The sequence below is a fragment of the Nocardioides sp. Z22_16 genome (assembly GCF_058134365.1).
In genome coordinates this window covers 192,967-209,198 of record NZ_JBYTTI010000005.1, presented here as the reverse complement: position 1 = coordinate 209,198, position 16,232 = coordinate 192,967, and the positions used below count along the sequence as shown (strand labels likewise).

The following is a 16,232-nucleotide window of genomic DNA, read 5'->3' as shown; positions in this document are numbered from 1 at the left end:
CACAGACCCCGAGGGCCTCAGGGCCCCGACCAAGGAAGGCGTAGACCGTGGCAGCAGCCCAGAACTACCTGGCGATCATCAAGGTCGTGGGCATCGGTGGTGGTGGCGTCAACGCCGTCAACCGGATGATCGAGGTCGGCCTCAAGGGCGTCGAGTTCATCGCGATCAACACCGACGCCCAGGCGTTGCTGATGAGTGACGCCGACGTCAAGCTCGACATCGGCCGCGAGCTCACCCGTGGCCTCGGCGCCGGCGCCAACCCCGACGTGGGGGCCCGGGCCGCCGAGGACCACGCCGACGAGATCGAAGAGGTCATCAAGGGGGCCGACATGGTCTTCGTGACGGCCGGCGAGGGTGGCGGCACCGGGACCGGCGGCGCCCCCGTGGTGGCGCGGATCGCGCGCTCGCTCGGCGCGCTGACCATCGGTGTGGTGACCCGGCCGTTCGCCTTCGAGGGCCGGCGCCGTGCCAACTCCGCGGAGGAGGGGATCAGCCAGCTGCGCGAAGAGGTCGACACCCTCATCGTGATCCCCAACGACCGCCTGCTCTCGATCAGCGACCGCAACGTCTCGATCCTCGACGCCTTCAAGCAGGCCGACCAGGTGCTGCTGCAGGGTGTCTCGGGCATCACGGACCTGATCACCACCCCCGGCCTGATCAACCTCGACTTCGCCGACGTGAAGTCGGTGATGGCCAACGCCGGCTCCGCCCTGATGGGCATCGGCTCGGCGCGCGGCGAGGACCGCGCCGTCGCCGCGGCCGAGATGGCGGTCTCCAGCCCTCTGCTGGAGGCCTCGATCGAGGGCGCCCACGGCGTGCTGCTCTCCATCGCGGGGGGCTCCGACCTCGGCTTGTTCGAGATCAACGAGGCGGCCGCCCTGGTCTCCGAGGCCGCCCACGCGGAGGCCAACATCATCTTCGGCGCCACCATCGACGACGCCCTCGGCGACGAGGTGCGGGTCACCGTGATCGCGGCCGGGTTCGACGGCGGGATGCCGAAGCGGCGGGAGAACAGCTCCGGCTTCAACCGGCCGACCGCGCAGTCCTCCCAGCAGGGCCGGCCGGTCGTGCCGGCCACGCCGAGCCGGGAGTCCGTGCGGCCCCCGTCGGAGGCGCCCGAGCGGCGTGCCCCGAGCCCGGCGATGGCCCAGTCCTCCGCCTCCGACGGCAGCGGCCGTGGGGCCGGCCAGTCCGGCGCCGACGGGCGTCCCTCGGGTGCCCGCGAGAGTGCCCCGGCCACCACCTCGCGGCCCCGTCCGTCCCGGCAGGTCGAGTTCGAGGACGACGACCTCGACATCCCGGACTTCCTGAAGTAGTCCGTGTTCGCCTACCGAGACTCCCGCGAGAGCGACGTCACCCGCACGCGGGTCGAGGTCGCCTTCACCGACTCCTCCCGAGACCTCCAGGGGCTGCGGCCGGGCTTCCCGGCCGCCCTCGCCGAGGTGGAGGAGGCGGCAGGGGTCCGGTTCGCCCGTCTCACCCAGGTCCACGGCGCCGAGGTGGTCCGGGCCACCGGACCGATGGCGCTGGACGAGGTCCCCACCGGGGACGCCCTGGTCAGTGACGTGCCCGGGCTGGGCCTGATGGTCCGGGTGGCCGACTGCGTCCCGGTGCTCCTCTCCGACCCGCAGGCCGGCGTGGTGGGCGCGGTCCACGCCGGGCGGCCCGGGATGGTCCTCGACGTGGTCACCCGTGCCGTCGAGGAGATGCGCGAGCTCGGGGCGGGGCGCCTGGTGGCATGGCTCGGGCCCCACGTCTGCGGACGCTGCTACGAGGTCCCGGAGGCCATGCGAGCCGAGGTCGCCCGCCTCGTCCCCGAGTCGTACGCCGAGACCTCCTGGGGCACCCCGTCCCTCGACATCGGCGCCGGGGTGCGCGCCCAGCTGCGCCGTGCCGGCGTCGAGGTGGTGGAGGTCGGTCGCTGCACGCGTGAGGACCCGGCCCTGCACTCCTACCGGCGCGACGGCGCCGAGGCCGGTCGTCTCGCCGGCCTGGTGTGGGCGGCATGAGCAGGCGCGAGCAGCTGAGCGCCAACCTGGAAGCGGTCCGCGCGCGCATCGCCCGGGCTCGTGCCGCAGCCGGCCGCGACGACGAGGTGGCGCTCGTGGTGGTCACGAAGTTCTTCCCTGCCGCCGACGTGCGGCTGCTGCACGAGCTCGGGGTCCGCGAGGTGGGGGAGAACCGCCACCAGGAGGCGGCCGCCAAGACCGCGGAGCTGGCCGGGCTGGATCTGCGCTGGCACTTCATCGGCGGGCTGCAGAGCAACAAGGCCGCGGCCGTGGCGGCCTACGCCCACGTGGTGGAGTCGGTGGACCGCCGCAAGCTCCTCGAGCCGTTGGCCCGGGGTGCCGAGCGTGCCGGCCGTCGGCTCGATGTGCTGCTGCAGGTCAGCCTCGACCCGCCCGGGGCGACCCACCGTGCCGGAGCCGCACCCGACCAGCTCGCCGACCTCGCCGAGCAGGTCCACACGCACGAGGCCCTGCGACTGGGCGGACTGATGGCCGTCGCGCCGCTGGGCGAGGAGCCGGAGCGCGCCTTCGACCGTCTCGCCGCGATCAGGGAGTCGTTCCTCGCGGAGCACCCGGACGCGACCGTGCTGTCGGCAGGGATGAGCGCGGACCTGGAGGCCGCGATCGAGCGCGGGGCGACACACGTGCGTGTCGGCTCCGCGGTCCTGGGTCCCAGGCCGGAGGTCTTGTAATGTCCAAGAAGAGGATCGTGCCCGTGAGGGGCGCCACGACGTACCGGAGGAAATTGTCATGAGCGGCGCGATGCGCAGGATCGGCGAGTACCTCGGCCTGCTCGAGGACACGGGACGGTACGACGACTTCGCCGCCGACGACCACGCGGCGGAGACCAGCACGGTCCACGGCCGGGTGGAGGACCGCGCACAGTCGCGCGAGCGTCATCCCGCCCCGGTCGCCGATCTCTCAGAGCGGCGCCGCCCGGCGCCGGTCCCCGACCCTGGAACGGTCCACGAGTTGAGTCGAATCACCACCCTGCACCCGCGCACCTACAACGAGGCACGCACCGTCGGCGAGCAGTTCCGGGAGGGGATCCCGGTGATCATGAACCTCTCCGAGATGGACGACTCCGACGCCAAGCGACTGGTCGACTTCGCGGCCGGCCTGGTCTTCGCCACCCGCGGGACCATCGAGCGGATCACCAACAAGGTCTTCCTCCTCTCGCCACCCAACGTGACCGTCGCGGCCGAGGAGAAGGAGCGCCTCGTCGAGGGCGGTTTCTTCAACCAGAGCTGAGGTCCCCCGGTGGTTGTCGTCGGAACGGTCCTGTATGCCGTCCTGTGGTGCTTCCTGGCCCTGATGTTCGTCCGCTTCGTGGTCGACTGGGTGCAGGTCTTCGCGCGTCAATGGTCGCCCAAGGGTCCACTGCTCGTCGTGCTCGAGGTGGTGTACACCCTCACCGACCCCCCGATCAAGGCCGTGCGGCGGTACGTGCCCCCCATCCGGCTCGGCTCCGTGGCTCTGGACCTGAGCTTCATGATCGTGCTGGTGGCCGCCTACCTGCTGCTCTGGGTGGTCGGCCGCACCTTCGGCGTGGTGGGTGCCTAGCCGCCCGTGAATCACCAGCCACACGGGTCCCTGAACACGGCCGCCCGTCGAGCGCTATTGTTCCAACAGCAGCACCACAAGTTTGCCGACGAAGAGATTGGGTGAGGTCATGCCGCTGACGCCTGAGGACGTGAGCAACAAGCGCTTTACTCCTGTCCGTCTCCGCGAGGGATACGACATGGGGGAGGTCGACCAGTTCCTGGACGAGGTCGAGGCAGAGCTTGCCCGGTTGACCAAGGAGAACGACGACCTGAGGGCCAAGCTCTCGGCCGCGCAGAAGGCCGGCGCCGGGGCACCCGGCTCGTCGCCGTTCGCGATCAACACCGAGCCGGTCAAGGCGCCCGAGCCGACGCCGGCTCCTGCGCCCGAGCCCGTCAGGGCGCCCGAGCCGGTGGCCGCGGCCCCGGCTCCCGTCGAGACGATCAAGGTCGAGACCGTCCCGGACGCCTCCAACGCCGCTGCGCGGCTGCTGGAGATCGCCACTCGCAACGCCGACGAGCTGGTCGACGCCGCGAAGAACGAGGCGGACCGCATCGTGGGCGAGGCCCGCACCAAGGCCGAGCGCCTCGAGGCCGAGTCGAAGACCAGCTCCGACCGCATGGAGGCGGAGGCCCGCCAGCGCGCGCAGATGCTGGACTCCGAGACCGCCGAGCGTCGCCAGCAGATGTTCGGTGACCTGGAGAAGGAGCGGGACAAGCTCAACGGCGAGGTGGAGACCCTCCGCTCGTTCGAGCGCGAGTACCGCTCCCGGCTCAAGACCTACTTCACCCAGCAGCTGGAGGCACTCGAGGGCACGGCCAGCCTCGAGAACCCGGCTCAGGGAGAGGGCGTGCCGGCTCCCAAGCGGCTCCGTTCCATCCTGGGCGAGGACGAGGGCTGAGACCCTCTCACCCGATCGGCAACAGACGGCTGGCTCCGCAAGGAGCCAGCCGTTCTGCGTTGCGGTGAGACGGTTCGCAAAGGCGGGTTGAGTGGCGCCCAACCACGGGCTAATCTCCCTACCCAGCGTGTGGCACCTGCCACATCTTTTTCTTGTCCCAAAGGGGCGTGCTCCATGGCTGGCAGTGCTCGGAAGTCCCTGGCCGGATCGGCGGCCGCCGCGGCGCGACGAGTCATCGGGCGGGGGGCGGGCGATGAGGCCCCCGTCGAGGTGAGTGTCCCGCCGGTCCCGAAGGCCGCGCCCGCCAAGAAGGTGACGGCGAAGAAGGCTCCGGCGAAGAAGGCCCCGGCCGCGAAGAAGGCCGCGCCGGCCAAGAAGGTTCCGGCCGCGAAGAAGGCCCCGGCCGCGAAGAAGGCCCGGACGGTCGAGGAGGCCGCGGCGACCGACGCGGCCACCAAGAAGTCCACCCAGCCGAGCGAGAGGTCGACCCCGGTGAAGAACGCGGCAGTCAAGAAGGGGTCCGCCAAGAAGGCGCCCGCCAGCGCGCTGCGGGTCAGGGCGGGCGACGAGGCGTGGTCGAAGGCGGAGCTCGGCGAGGTCCTCGCCGACCTGCACCTGCACCGCGACCGGCTGGTCGAGATCATGGAGGCGCAGGAGCTCGAGCTGAACGGGTTGATGAGGGACGCCGGCGACGGCGCCGGCCACGACCAGGCCGATCTGGGTGCCACCAGCTTCGAGCGGGACCACGAGCTCACCCTGATGAACAGCGAACGGGAGATGCTGGAGCAGATCGAGCGGGCGCTGGCCAGGATCGACGACGGCACCTACGGCGTCTGCGAGTCCTGTGATGAGGCGATCGGCAAGATGCGGGTCATGGCATTCCCGCGTGCCACACTGTGCCTGTCATGCAAGCAACGCGAGGAGCGTCGCTGAGTTTCAGCGACCAGGTCAACACGTCCGATCGGCGACGCCGAGCCCGCCGGGTCTTCCTGCTCCTGGCCGTTCTGGGCCTGGCGGTCGACCAAGGCTCGAAGGCGTGGGCCCTGTCCGCGCTGGAGGACGGCGACCGCCCCCTGCTGGGTGACTGGTTCACGCTGCACCTGGTGTTCAACCCGGGTGCCGCCTTCAGCATGGGCACGGAGTTCACCGTGGTGCTCACCTGCCTGGCGATCGTGGCCGTGCTGGTCATCGGCTTCCTGAGCCGCCGGATCGGGAGCGTCTTCTGGGCCGTCGGCATGGGACTGCTGCTGGCCGGCGTGGGTGGCAACCTCGTGGACCGGATCCTGCGCGACCCGTCGCCGTTCCGCGGCCACGTGATCGACTTCCTGGCCCTGCCCAACTGGCCGGTCTTCAACTTCGCCGACGTCTTCATCAACGTCGCGGCGGGCATCATCATCCTGCAGAGCTTCCGCGGCATCACCCTGAGCGGCGAGCGGGACACCGCCGCGGCGACGAAGGACGAGGCATGAGCGGCCACGCCGAGCACCGCACCGTCCTGGTGCCGGAGGGCCTCGCAGGCGAGCGGGTGGACGCGGCCATGGCCAGGATGTTCGGGTTCTCCCGCACCCGGGCCTCCGAGCTGATCGCCCAGGACCTCGTGCTCCTCGACGGCGCGGGGGTGGCCAAGAGCGAACGGGTCACCCCGGGCTCGATGCTCGAGGTCACCATCCCGGTCGAGAAGGACCCGCTCGCCGTGGTGCCCCAGACGGTCGAGGGGATCAAGATCATCCACGACGACGACTCCATCGTGGTCATCGACAAGCCTGTCGGGGTGGCGGTCCACCCTAGCCCGGGGTGGAACGGCCCGACCGTCGTCGGCCACCTGGTCGCCGCCGGGTTCCGCATCGCCACCTCCGGCGCCTCGGAGCGGCAGGGGATCGTGCAGCGGCTCGACGTCGGGACCTCGGGCGTCATGGTGATCACCAAGTCGGAGCACGCCTACTCCCTGCTCAAGAACGCCTTCCGGCGCCGCACCGTGGACAAGACGTACCACTCGCTGGTGCAGGGCCATCCGGACCCGCTGGAGGGCACGATCGACGCCCCGATCGGGCGCCACCCCAAGTTCGACTACAAGTTCGCGGTGATGGCCGACGGCCGGCAGAGCGTCACGCACTACGAGACCCTCGAGGCGCACCGGTTCGCCAGCCTGCTCGAGGTCCACCTCGAGACCGGCCGGACCCACCAGATCCGCGTGCACATGGCGGCGCTCAAGCATCCCTGCGTCGGCGACGTCACCTACGGCGCGGACCCGGTGCTCGCCCGCCGGCTGGGCCTCGAGCGGCAGTGGCTGCACGCGGTCAAGCTCGGCTTCGAGCACCCCGATAGCGGCCAGTACGTCGAGTACGAGTCCGAGTACCCCGACGACCTGGCCCACGCCCTGGAGACGATCCGGGACGAGCGGTGAGCCCCGGGCCGCAGGCGGAGCCGCACGCCGGGCCCGGCGCTGACCTGGCGCTGAGGCCGGGTACCGAGCAGGACCTGCCGGGCGTCGCCGAGCTCTATCTGCGGGCCCGCCACCACGCCGTCCCGGCGGTGCCGCCCCTGGCCCACCCGGACCCCGAGGTGCGTGCCTGGGTCCTCACCTGGGACCTGGCGAGCCACGGCCTCTGGCTCGCCGAGCGTCCGGTCCAGGACCGGGCCGACCCGCTGGTGGTGGGCTTCGCGCTGCTCACGCCCACCTGGCTCGACCACCTGTACGTCGACCCCGCCCACCAGGGGAGCGGGGTGGGCTCGGCGCTCCTCACCCTGGCCCAGGCCCTGCGCCCGGAGGGACTGGGCCTGTGGGTCTTCGAGTCCAACGTGGCGGCCCGGCGCTTCTACGCCCGGCACGGCTTCGTCGAGGTCGAGCACACCGACGGCTCGGAGAACGAGGAGCAGGCGCCGGACATCCGCCTGGCCTGGCCCGGCTGAGCAGAGGTTCGAGGCCCGGTTCGTGCTCGGGCTGGACGGCCGGGCGAGGGGCTGGGCGCACGGCCACGGACGCGCCGTCAGCTGGTGGTGAGCGCGCCGGCGGCGCGTCCCGGACCGCCGCTGCCGTGTCGTGTCGGAGGGGTCTGAGAGGCTGTCGTAGGCTGGCTTCCTTCCCCAGGACGCGTCAGCCGCGCCTGCTCCAGCAAACCCTCGGAAGGTGTGGAAGAGCCACTCATGTCGGCCGGTTCCAACGACAGCTTCGTGCATCTGCACGTCCACACTGAGTACTCGATGCTCGACGGTGCCGCACGGCTGCAGCACATGGCCGAGCGCACCGCCGAGCTCGGCATGCCGGCGATCGCGATGACCGACCACGGCAACGTCTTCGGTGCCTACGAGTTCTACAAGAAGGCGAAGGCCGCCGGCATCAAGCCGATCATCGGCATCGAGGCCTACTTCACCCCCAACATCTCGCGCTTCGAGCGCAAGCGCGTCAACTTCTACCAGGGTGGCCCGGACGACGTCTCCAGCCGCGGCGCGTACACCCACATGACGCTCCTCTCGGAGAGCACCGAGGGGATGCACAACCTCTTCCGGCTCTCCACGGGTGCCTGGCGTGACGGCTTCTTCCAGCACCCCCGCGCCGACCGCGAGCTGCTCTCGCAGTACGGCAAGGGCCTCATCGGCACCACCGGCTGCCCGTCCGGGGAGATCCAGGTCCACCTCCGGCACGACAACTACGAGGCGGCTCGGCAGACCGCGGGCGACTTCCAGGAGATCCTCGGGCGCGACAACTACTTCCTCGAGCTGATGGACCACGGCCTCTCCATCGAGACCCGGGTCCGCGACGGGCTGCTCCGCCTGGCCAAGGACCTGCGCATCCCGCTGCTCGCCACCAACGACTCCCACTACGTCCTCCAGGAGGACGCCGCCGCCCAGGAGCACCTGCTCTGCATCAACTCGGGCAGCACCATGGACATCCCCGCCGGGGACGGTCCGGGCCAGCGGTTCGCGTTCTCCGGCGACGGCTACTACATCAAGAGTCCCGCCGAGATGCGCTCGCTGTGGGTCGACAAGCACGGCCTCCGCGAGGCCTGCGACAACACGCTCTGGATCGCCGAGCGCTGCGACGTGGAGTTCACCGAGGGCAACGGCACCTACATGCCCCGGTTCCCCTGCCCTCCGGGGGAGGACGAGAACTCCTGGCTCGTCAAGGAGGTCGAGCGGGGCCTGAGGGTGCGCTACCCCGCGGGGATCCCCGACAAGGTGCGCAAGCAGGCCGACTTCGAGGTCGGCGTCATCACCCAGATGGGGTTCCCCGGCTACTTCCTGGTGGTCGCCGACTTCATCAACTGGGCCAAGGACAACGGCATCCGCGTCGGACCCGGTCGTGGCTCCGGTGCCGGCTCGATGGTGGCCTACGCCATGCGGATCACCGACCTCGACCCGCTCGAGCACGGCCTGATCTTCGAGCGGTTCCTCAACCCCGACCGCATCTCGATGCCCGACTTCGACATCGACTTCGACGAGCGTCGTCGCGGCGAGGTCATCAAGTACGTCACCGACAAGTACGGCGACGACCGCGTCTCCTACATCATCACCTACGGCACCATCAAGGCGAAGCAGGCCGTCAAGGACTCCTCGCGCATCCTGGCCTACCCCTTCTCCATGGGCGACCGCATCACCAAGGCCATGCCGGCGGCGGTGATGGGCAAGGACGTCCCGCTCCAGGAGATCTTCAACCCCGACCACAAGCGCTACGGCGAGGGTGGGGAGTTCCGCGCCCTCTACGACGCCGAGCCGGACGTCAAGCGGGTCGTCGACACCGCCATGGGGATCGAGGGCCTGAAGCGGCAGTGGGGTGTGCACGCCGCCGGCATCATCATGTCCAGCGAGCCGCTGATCGACGTGATCCCGCTGCTCAAGCGGCCCTCCGACGGCGCCATGATCACGCAGTTCGACTACCCGACCTGCGAGTCCCTGGGCCTGATCAAGATGGACTTCCTGGGTCTGCGCAACCTCACGGTGCTCGACGACGCGGTGAAGAACATCAAGGCCAACCGCGGCGAGGACGTGGTCCTGGAGGACCTCACCCTCGACGACCCGGCCACCTACGGCCTGCTGCAGCGCGGGGACACCCTGGGCGTCTTCCAGCTCGACGGTGGTCCGATGCGGGCGCTGCTGCGCTCGATGCGACCCGACACCTTCGAGGACATCTCCGCGGTCGGCGCCCTCTACCGGCCCGGCCCCATGGGGGCCGACTCCCACAACAAGTACGCGCGCCGCAAGACCGGGCGTGAGCCGGTCGAGCCGATCCACCCCGAGCTGGCCGAGGCGCTCCAGGACATCCTGGGCGAGACCTACGGGTTGATCGTCTACCAGGAGCAGGTCATGGCGATCGCCCAGCAGCTCGCCGGCTACACGCTCGGCCAGGCCGACCTGCTGCGCCGGGCGATGGGCAAGAAGAAGAAGGAGGAGCTGGACAAGCAGTTCGCCACCTTCTCCAGCGGCATGCAGGAGCGCGGCTACTCGATGGCCGCGATCAAGACCCTGTGGGACATCCTGCTCCCGTTCTCCGACTACGCCTTCAACAAGGCGCACTCGGCGGCCTACGGCCTCGTCTCCTACTGGACCGCCTACCTCAAGGCCAACTACCCGGCCGAGTACATGGCGGGGCTCCTGACCTCGGTCAAGGACGACAAGGACAAGATGGCGATCTACCTCAACGAGTGCCGTCGCATGAAGATCGCCGTCCTGCCCCCCGACGTCAACGAGTCGGCCGCCAACTTCACCCCCGTCGGCACCGACATCCGGTTCGGCCTCACCGCGGTGCGCAACGTCGGCGCCAACGTCGTGGACGGCATCGTCTCCGCGCGGGAGGAGAAGGGGCGCTTCACCGACTTCAACGACTTCATGGGCAAGGTCCCGGCCCTGGTCTGCAACAAGAGGGTCATCGAGTCCCTGATCAAGGCCGGCGGCTTCGACGAGATGAAGCACCGCCGGCGCGCGCTGGTGACCATCCACGAGAGTGCGGTCGACCAGTACGTCGACATCAAGAAGAACGAGGCGATCGGCCAGGACTCGCTCTTCGGCGGCCTGGACGAGGCCGACCAGGGGTTCGGCATCTCGGTGACCGTCCCCGACATCGACGAGTGGGACAAGATGACCCTGCTCGGGCACGAGCGCGAGATGCTCGGCCTCTACGTCTCCGACCACCCGTTGATGGGCCTCGAGCACGTGCTGTCGGCGGGCACCGACTGCACCATCGGGCAGCTCATGCTCGACGAGGACCGGCCGCACGGCAGCACCCTCACGGTCAGCGGCCTGGTGACCTCGGTCAACCGCAAGATCACCAAGCGCGGCGACGCCTGGGCCACCATCACCCTCGAGGACCTCGACGGCGCCATCGAGGTGCTGCTCTTCCCGAGCTCCTACCAGCTGGCCGCGCCCTACCTCTCCCAGGACGCGATCCTGCGCGTCAAAGGTCAGCTCTCCCGGGACAAGGACCAGCCCGAGCTGCGGGGCCAGGAGGTCACGGTGCCCGACCTCACCGACGGCCCCAGCGGGCCGGTCGTCATCTCCCTGCCGTCGACCCGGTGCACGGCCCCGGTCGTCGAGCAGCTGCGCGACGTGCTCTCCACCCACCCGGGGATGACCGAGGTCCAGCTGCGTCTGCTCACCCGCACCTCCACGACCGTGATGAGGCTCGACAACCGGCTGAGGGTCACCGCGAGCCCCGCGCTCTTCGCCGACCTGAAGCAGCTGCTGGGTCCCGGATGCCTGACCAGCTGAGGGCGGCGGCGGGTCCGCTGCTGCGGCGCCTCCTCCTGCTCGTGGTGGTCTGGGCGGCGTGGGGGGCCGTGCTCGGCGTGGTCTGGGAGTGGCTGTGGGAGCCCCCCGAGGGCAAGGCCTTCCAGGGCGAGTTCTTCCTCACCCGGGCCGGGCTCGCCCAGGACGTCTCCGCCACGGCGCTCTTCGCCGTCATCGGGGTGCTCGGGGGGCTGGTGCTCGGCGTGGTCCTCGCCCTCCGGGCCCGTGGCACCGAGCTCGTCACGCTGGCCGGCGCCTGCCTCGGCTCGGTCCTCGCGGCCTGGCTGATGTTCCACGTCGGCCACGCCCTGGGTCCGCCGGACCCGTCCGTCGTGGCCGCCACGGCGCCGGAGATGACCTCGATCCCCGGGGACCTCACGCTCGCCGGCGCGGGCAGCGCACCCTGGCCCTTCTGGTTCGAGTCGAGCGCGTTCTGCGCGCTGCCCGTCGGCGCGCTCCTCGGTCTGGCGGGAGTCTTCCTCTCGAGTCCCTCGCGGGCCGACCGTCGTGAACGAGCCGCCCGTCCCGAACGAGCTTCCCTGAGCTGACGGCCGGAGCTGACGGCCGTAGCTGACGGCCGTAGCTGACGGCCGGTCTCAGTTGGGAGACCAGCGCGTGCGTGCGACCTCGGTGGCGGGCAGGGAGGGGATGACGTTCATCGCGCGCAGCTCCTCACGGAGCAGCCGGGTCACCAGCTCGAGCCGGTCGGAGGTGTCGTCGGCCTCGAGCAGGGACTGCCGCTCGGCCATGGGGAGCGGCGCCAGCGCCGAGAGCGTCCAGGACAGGTAGTGCGGGTCCCGCGGCAGGGCGCCGGAGAACGGGTCCTCACGGAACTGGGAGATCGCGGCGCGGTACGCGGTGAAGGTCGCCCGGGCCCGGGCGACGAGCTCCTCGGGGACCGTCACCTCCCGGTCGGCCAGCGCGGTGACCCGGGCGGCGGGGTACTCCTCGGCGGTGACGAGCTGGTCGAGCCGGAAGCGGCTGCGTCCCACCGCGACGATGTCGAACCCTCCGTCGGGGAGCGGGTCGATCTCCGCGAGCTGGAGCAGGCAGCCGACCCGGTAGAGGGACTGGGAGCCGTGGTCCCCGACCTCGTAGCCCTCGCGGATCGCCACCGACCCGAAGACGCGTTTCGCCGGGTCCGGCTCCGCGGCGAGGTGGCGCACCAAGGCCCGGTACCGGTCCTCGAACACGTGGAGCGGTACCGAGACTCCCGGGAAGAGGACGGTGCTGAGCGGGAACATCGGCAGCACCTCGGGCGGCGTCTGGCTCACGGGCCCAACCTAGTTTGTCCACCGCGGGTCCGGACAATGGGCTCGCTCAGGGGCAGACCTACAATTGGCCCATGATCCGCCGCCTCGACCTCCGGGACGCTGACGCGTCCGTCGACTACCGCGCCGAGGTGCCGCGCGCCGAGTTCGACGTCGAGACCGCGGTCCATGTCGTGCGACCGATCTGCGACGACGTCCGGGCCCGTGGCATGGAGGCGGTCCTGGAGCTGACCGAGCGCTTCGACGGCGTGCGCACCAGCGACGTCCGGGTGCCCCGCGAGGCGCTCGACGCGGCGCTGCGCGACCTGGACCCCACGGTCCGGGCGGCGCTGGAGGAGTCCGTGCGCCGGCTGCGCGCCACCTGTGAGGCCGAGCTGGAGCACGACGTGGTCACCGAGCTCGCGCCCGGCGCCGTGGTCACCCACCGCAAGGTCCCGGTGGACCGGGTGGGCCTCTACGTCCCCGGGGGGCTGGCCCCGCTGGTCTCCTCGGTGGTGATGAACGTGGTGCCGGCCCAGGTGGCCGGTGTGGGCTCGATCGCCCTGACCAGTCCGCCCCAGAAGCACAACGGGGGACTGCCGGAGTCGACGATCCTGGCCGCGTGCGCGCTGCTGGGCGTCGAGGAGGTGTACGCCGTGGGCGGCGCCCAGGCGATCGCCATGCTGGCCTACGGCGCCGGCCCGTGTGCGCGGGTCGACCTGGTCACCGGGCCGGGCAACATCTACACGGTGGCGGCCAAGCGGCTGCTGAAGGGCGTCGTCGGCATCGACTCGGAGGCAGGCCCCACCGAGATCGCCATCCTGGCCGACGACTCGGCGAAGGCCGCCCACGTCGCCGCCGACCTCATCTCCCAGGCCGAGCACGACCCGATGGCCGCCTCGGTCCTGGTCACCGACTCCGAGCGCCTCGCGGCCGAGGTCGAGGTGGAGCTGGACAAGCAGGTCGGCGCGACCCGTCACGTCGAGCGGGTGCGCACCGCGCTGACGGGGCGGCAGTCGGGCATCGTCCTGGTCCGTGACCTCGAGCAGGGCCTGGAGGTGGTCAACGCCTACGCCGCCGAGCACCTGGAGATCCACACCGCCGACGCCGCCGCCGTGGCCGCCCGGGTCCGCAACGCGGGTGCCGTCTTCGTCGGCACCTGGGCGCCGGTCTCCCTGGGCGACTACTGCGCCGGCTCCAACCACGTGCTGCCGACCGCGGGCTGCGCCTGCCACTCCTCGGGGCTCTCGGTGCGCGCCTTCACCAGGTCGGTGCACGTCGTCGACTACTCGCGCGAGGCCCTGGTGGAGGTCGCCGACCACGTGGTGGCCCTGGCCGAGGCCGAGGACCTGCCCGGTCACGGCGAGGCAGTGAAGGTCCGCCTCCGGTGACCTTCCCGCCCCTGCGCGCGGACCTGGTCGGCCTGGAGCCCTACGGCGCGCCCCAGATCGACGTCCCCGTCCAGCTCAACGTCAACGAGAACCCCTACCCGCCCTCGGCGACGGTGGTGGCCGACATCGCGGCCGCGGTGGCGGCGGCGTCGGCGACGCTCAACCGCTACCCGGACCGCGAGTTCGTCGAGCTCCGCGCCCGGCTCGCCGACTACCTCAACTCCTCCGGCGGCTCGGGCATCACCCCCGACCAGGTGTGGGCCGCCAACGGCTCCAACGAGGTCATGCTCCAGCTGCTCCAGGCCTTCGGTGGGCCGGGCCGGTGCGCGCTCAGCTTCGCCCCCACCTACGCGATGTATCCCGAGTACGCCCGCGACACCGTCACCGCGTGGGTGCAGGGCCGGCGGGCCGAGGACTTCGCGCTCGACCTCGAGGAGGCCCGCAGGCTGGTGCTCGAGCACCAGCCGTCGGTGGTGCTGCTGCCCTCGCCCAACAACCCCACCGGCACCGCGTTGCCACCGGAGGCGGTCACCACGCTGTGCGAGGCGGCGGAGAACGGCGTGGTCGTGGTGGACGAGGCCTACGGCGAGTTCCGGCGTACCGGCACCCCGAGCGCCCTCGAGCTGCTGCCGCGCCACCGCAACCTGGTGGTGACCCGCACGATGAGCAAGGCGTTCGCGCTCGCCGGAGCCCGGGTCGGCTACTTCGCCGCCGCCCCGGAGATCTGCGACGCGGTGCGCGTGGTGCGGCTGCCCTACCACCTCTCCGCGGTCACCCAGGCCACCGCACTGGCGGCCCTACGGCATGCCGACGAGCTCCTGGGCCGGGTCGACGACCTGCGCCGCGAGCGTGACCTGCTGGTGGTGTGGCTGCGCGAGCAGGGCTACGAGGTGGCCGACAGCGACGCGAACTTCGTCTACTTCGGGCGGTTCGCCGACCGGCACGCGACCTGGCAGGGTCTGCTCGACCGGGGGGTGCTGATCCGCGAGGTCGGCCCCGACGGCTGGCTGCGGGTCTCGGTAGGGACGCCGGAGGAGATGGCAGCATTCAGAGAGGCCCTGGTGGACGTGACCACCGGCGCCACGAGCGAGGAGCAGGCATGAACGAGCAGCAGGACCGGTTCCGGCGTCGTACCGCGGTGGTCGACCGCGAGACCCGGGAGACGAAGGTCCACCTCGAGCTCGACCTGGACGGCACCGGTCGCACGGACGTCAGCACCGGGGTCGGCTTCTACGACCACATGCTCACCGCCTTCGGCCGGCACGCCCTGGTCGACCTGGTCGTCCAGGTCGACGGCGACACCCACATCGACGCCCACCACACGGTGGAGGACACCGCGATCGCGCTCGGCGAGGCGATCCGGACCGCGCTGGGCGACAAGGCGGGGATCCGCCGCTTCGGCGACGCCACCGTGCCGCTCGACGAGGCGCTGGTCCAGGCCGTGGTCGACGTCTCCGGTCGCCCCTACTGCGTGCACGACGGGGAGCCCGAGGGGCAGCAGTACGTCGTGATCGGCGGCACGGGCGCGGGGTACGTCGGCTCGCTGACCCGCCACGTCTTCGAGTCGGTGGCCCACCACGCCCAGATGGCGATCCACGTCAGGGTGCTCGGCGGCCGCGACCCGCACCACATCGTGGAGACCCAGTTCAAGGCGTTCGCCCGAGCGCTGCGCGACGCCGTGGCCCTCGACCCCCGTGAGACCGGAGTGCCTTCCACGAAGGGCACCCTGTGAAGGACGTGGTGGTCCTCGACTACGGGTCGGGGAACCTGCGGTCGGTGGTGCGCGCGGTCGAGCGCGCCGGGGCCCGCGTCACGCTCAGCTCCGACCGCGCCACCGCCGAGGGTGCCGACGGCCTCGTGGTGCCGGGCGTGGGTGCCTTCGCGGCCTGCATGGAGGGGCTGCGCGCGGTGCGCGGCCACGAGATCATCGGCCGTCGCCTGGCCGGCGGACGCCCCGTGCTGGGGATCTGCGTCGGCATGCAGATCCTCTTCTCCCGCGGGGTCGAGCACGGGGTCGAGTCCGAGGGGTGCGACGAGTGGCCGGGCGTGGTCGAGCGCCTGCAGGCTCCGGTGGTGCCCCACATGGGGTGGAACACCGTCGAGGCGCCCGAGGGCACCGTCCTCCTCGCCGGGCTGGCCGAGGAGCGCTTCTACTTCGTCCACTCCTACGGGGTGCGCTCCTGGGAGCTGGTCACCAACGACCGGACCCGTGCCCCGCTGGTGACCTGGGCCGAGCACGGAGGGGACCGGTTCGTGGCCGCGGTCGAGAACGGTCCGCTCAGCGCCACCCAGTTCCACCCCGAGAAGTCCGGGGACGCCGGTGCGGCGCTGCTCCGCAACTGGGTGGGCACCCTGTGACCGCTGCCCAGGGGTCCCCTTCCCCCGCCCCCACGCACGTGTCGTCGACCGTGCCGACACC

General features: G+C 71.1%; 17 protein-coding genes. 16 read left to right on the top strand and 1 reads right to left on the bottom strand.

Annotated elements, in window-relative coordinates; genetic code table 11:
* The first annotated feature begins 47 nt into the window (after positions 1-47).
* From ftsZ to AC3X7R_RS16075, 12 genes are all read left to right on the top strand, one after another.
* Positions 48-1,316 (top strand): cell division protein FtsZ, encoded by a 1,269-nt coding sequence (ftsZ, locus tag AC3X7R_RS16130; RefSeq protein WP_489966696.1) that lies wholly within the window; start codon positions 48-50, stop codon positions 1,314-1,316.
* Positions 1,317-1,319: 3 nt separating this feature from the next.
* Positions 1,320-2,009: a purine nucleoside phosphorylase YfiH/LACC1 family protein gene (locus AC3X7R_RS16125; protein ID WP_489966695.1), complete on the top strand. Its 690-nt coding sequence runs from the start codon at positions 1,320-1,322 to the stop codon at positions 2,007-2,009.
* The gene (locus tag AC3X7R_RS16120) at positions 2,006-2,701 is read left to right on the top strand and encodes a YggS family pyridoxal phosphate-dependent enzyme (protein ID WP_489966694.1); all 696 of its coding nucleotides are present in this window, start codon (positions 2,006-2,008) and stop codon (positions 2,699-2,701) included. Before AC3X7R_RS16125 ends, AC3X7R_RS16120 begins: the two co-directional genes overlap by 4 nt.
* 58 nt (positions 2,702-2,759) lie before the next feature.
* Positions 2,760-3,260: a cell division protein SepF gene (locus tag AC3X7R_RS16115; protein ID WP_489966693.1), complete on the top strand. Its 501-nt coding sequence runs from the start codon at positions 2,760-2,762 to the stop codon at positions 3,258-3,260.
* Between the two features lie 9 nt (positions 3,261-3,269).
* Positions 3,270-3,572 (top strand): YggT family protein, encoded by a 303-nt coding sequence (locus AC3X7R_RS16110; RefSeq protein WP_489966692.1) that lies wholly within the window; start codon positions 3,270-3,272, stop codon positions 3,570-3,572.
* A 109-nt stretch (positions 3,573-3,681) separates the two neighbouring features.
* Positions 3,682-4,452, top strand: coding sequence for a DivIVA domain-containing protein (locus AC3X7R_RS16105; RefSeq protein ID WP_489966691.1), 771 nt, complete (start codon positions 3,682-3,684; stop codon positions 4,450-4,452).
* Positions 4,453-4,626: 174 nt separating this feature from the next.
* The gene (locus AC3X7R_RS16100; RefSeq protein WP_489966690.1) at positions 4,627-5,385 is read left to right on the top strand and encodes a TraR/DksA family transcriptional regulator; all 759 of its coding nucleotides are present in this window, start codon (positions 4,627-4,629) and stop codon (positions 5,383-5,385) included.
* On the top strand, positions 5,358-5,921 hold the full coding sequence (lspA, locus tag AC3X7R_RS16095; RefSeq protein ID WP_489966689.1) for a signal peptidase II: 564 nt from the start codon (positions 5,358-5,360) through the stop codon (positions 5,919-5,921). The genes AC3X7R_RS16100 and lspA overlap by 28 nt, the downstream gene beginning before the upstream one ends.
* Positions 5,918-6,856, top strand: a complete 939-nt coding sequence (locus tag AC3X7R_RS16090; protein WP_489966688.1) for an RluA family pseudouridine synthase — start codon at positions 5,918-5,920, stop codon at positions 6,854-6,856. The genes lspA and AC3X7R_RS16090 overlap by 4 nt, the downstream gene beginning before the upstream one ends.
* On the top strand, positions 6,853-7,362 hold the full coding sequence (locus AC3X7R_RS16085) for a GNAT family N-acetyltransferase (RefSeq protein WP_489966687.1): 510 nt from the start codon (positions 6,853-6,855) through the stop codon (positions 7,360-7,362). The genes AC3X7R_RS16090 and AC3X7R_RS16085 overlap by 4 nt, the downstream gene beginning before the upstream one ends.
* A gap of 234 nt (positions 7,363-7,596) precedes the next feature.
* Positions 7,597-11,154 (top strand): DNA polymerase III subunit alpha, encoded by a 3,558-nt coding sequence (gene dnaE / locus AC3X7R_RS16080; protein ID WP_489966686.1) that lies wholly within the window; start codon positions 7,597-7,599, stop codon positions 11,152-11,154.
* On the top strand, positions 11,139-11,720 hold the full coding sequence (locus tag AC3X7R_RS16075) for a hypothetical protein (RefSeq protein WP_489966685.1): 582 nt from the start codon (positions 11,139-11,141) through the stop codon (positions 11,718-11,720). Before dnaE ends, AC3X7R_RS16075 begins: the two co-directional genes overlap by 16 nt.
* Before the next feature lie 48 nt (positions 11,721-11,768).
* Here AC3X7R_RS16075 and AC3X7R_RS16070 read toward each other — a convergent pair whose 3' ends face one another.
* Complete coding sequence (locus AC3X7R_RS16070) at positions 11,769-12,446, bottom strand: LON peptidase substrate-binding domain-containing protein (RefSeq protein ID WP_489966684.1); 678 nt, start codon at positions 12,444-12,446, stop codon at positions 11,769-11,771.
* Between the two features lie 71 nt (positions 12,447-12,517).
* On the opposite strand from AC3X7R_RS16070, the gene hisD reads away from it, so the two are divergent.
* The 4 genes from hisD to hisH are packed head-to-tail and all read left to right on the top strand — an operon-like array spanning position 12,518 to position 16,171.
* Positions 12,518-13,813 carry a histidinol dehydrogenase gene (gene hisD / locus AC3X7R_RS16065; protein ID WP_489966683.1) on the top strand — a complete coding sequence of 432 codons (1,296 nt, stop codon included), beginning with the start codon at positions 12,518-12,520 and terminating at the stop codon, positions 13,811-13,813.
* Entirely contained in the window at positions 13,810-14,916 is a 1,107-nt protein-coding gene (locus AC3X7R_RS16060; protein ID WP_489966682.1) for a histidinol-phosphate transaminase, read from the top strand. The genes hisD and AC3X7R_RS16060 overlap by 4 nt, the downstream gene beginning before the upstream one ends.
* Positions 14,913-15,545 carry an imidazoleglycerol-phosphate dehydratase HisB gene (gene hisB, locus AC3X7R_RS16055; protein ID WP_489966681.1) on the top strand — a complete coding sequence of 211 codons (633 nt, stop codon included), beginning with the start codon at positions 14,913-14,915 and terminating at the stop codon, positions 15,543-15,545. Before AC3X7R_RS16060 ends, hisB begins: the two co-directional genes overlap by 4 nt.
* A gap of 5 nt (positions 15,546-15,550) precedes the next feature.
* A complete protein-coding gene (gene hisH / locus AC3X7R_RS16050; RefSeq protein WP_489967090.1) occupies positions 15,551-16,171 on the top strand; it encodes an imidazole glycerol phosphate synthase subunit HisH in 621 nt (206 codons plus the stop codon).
* Positions 16,172-16,232: the final 61 nt, after the last annotated feature.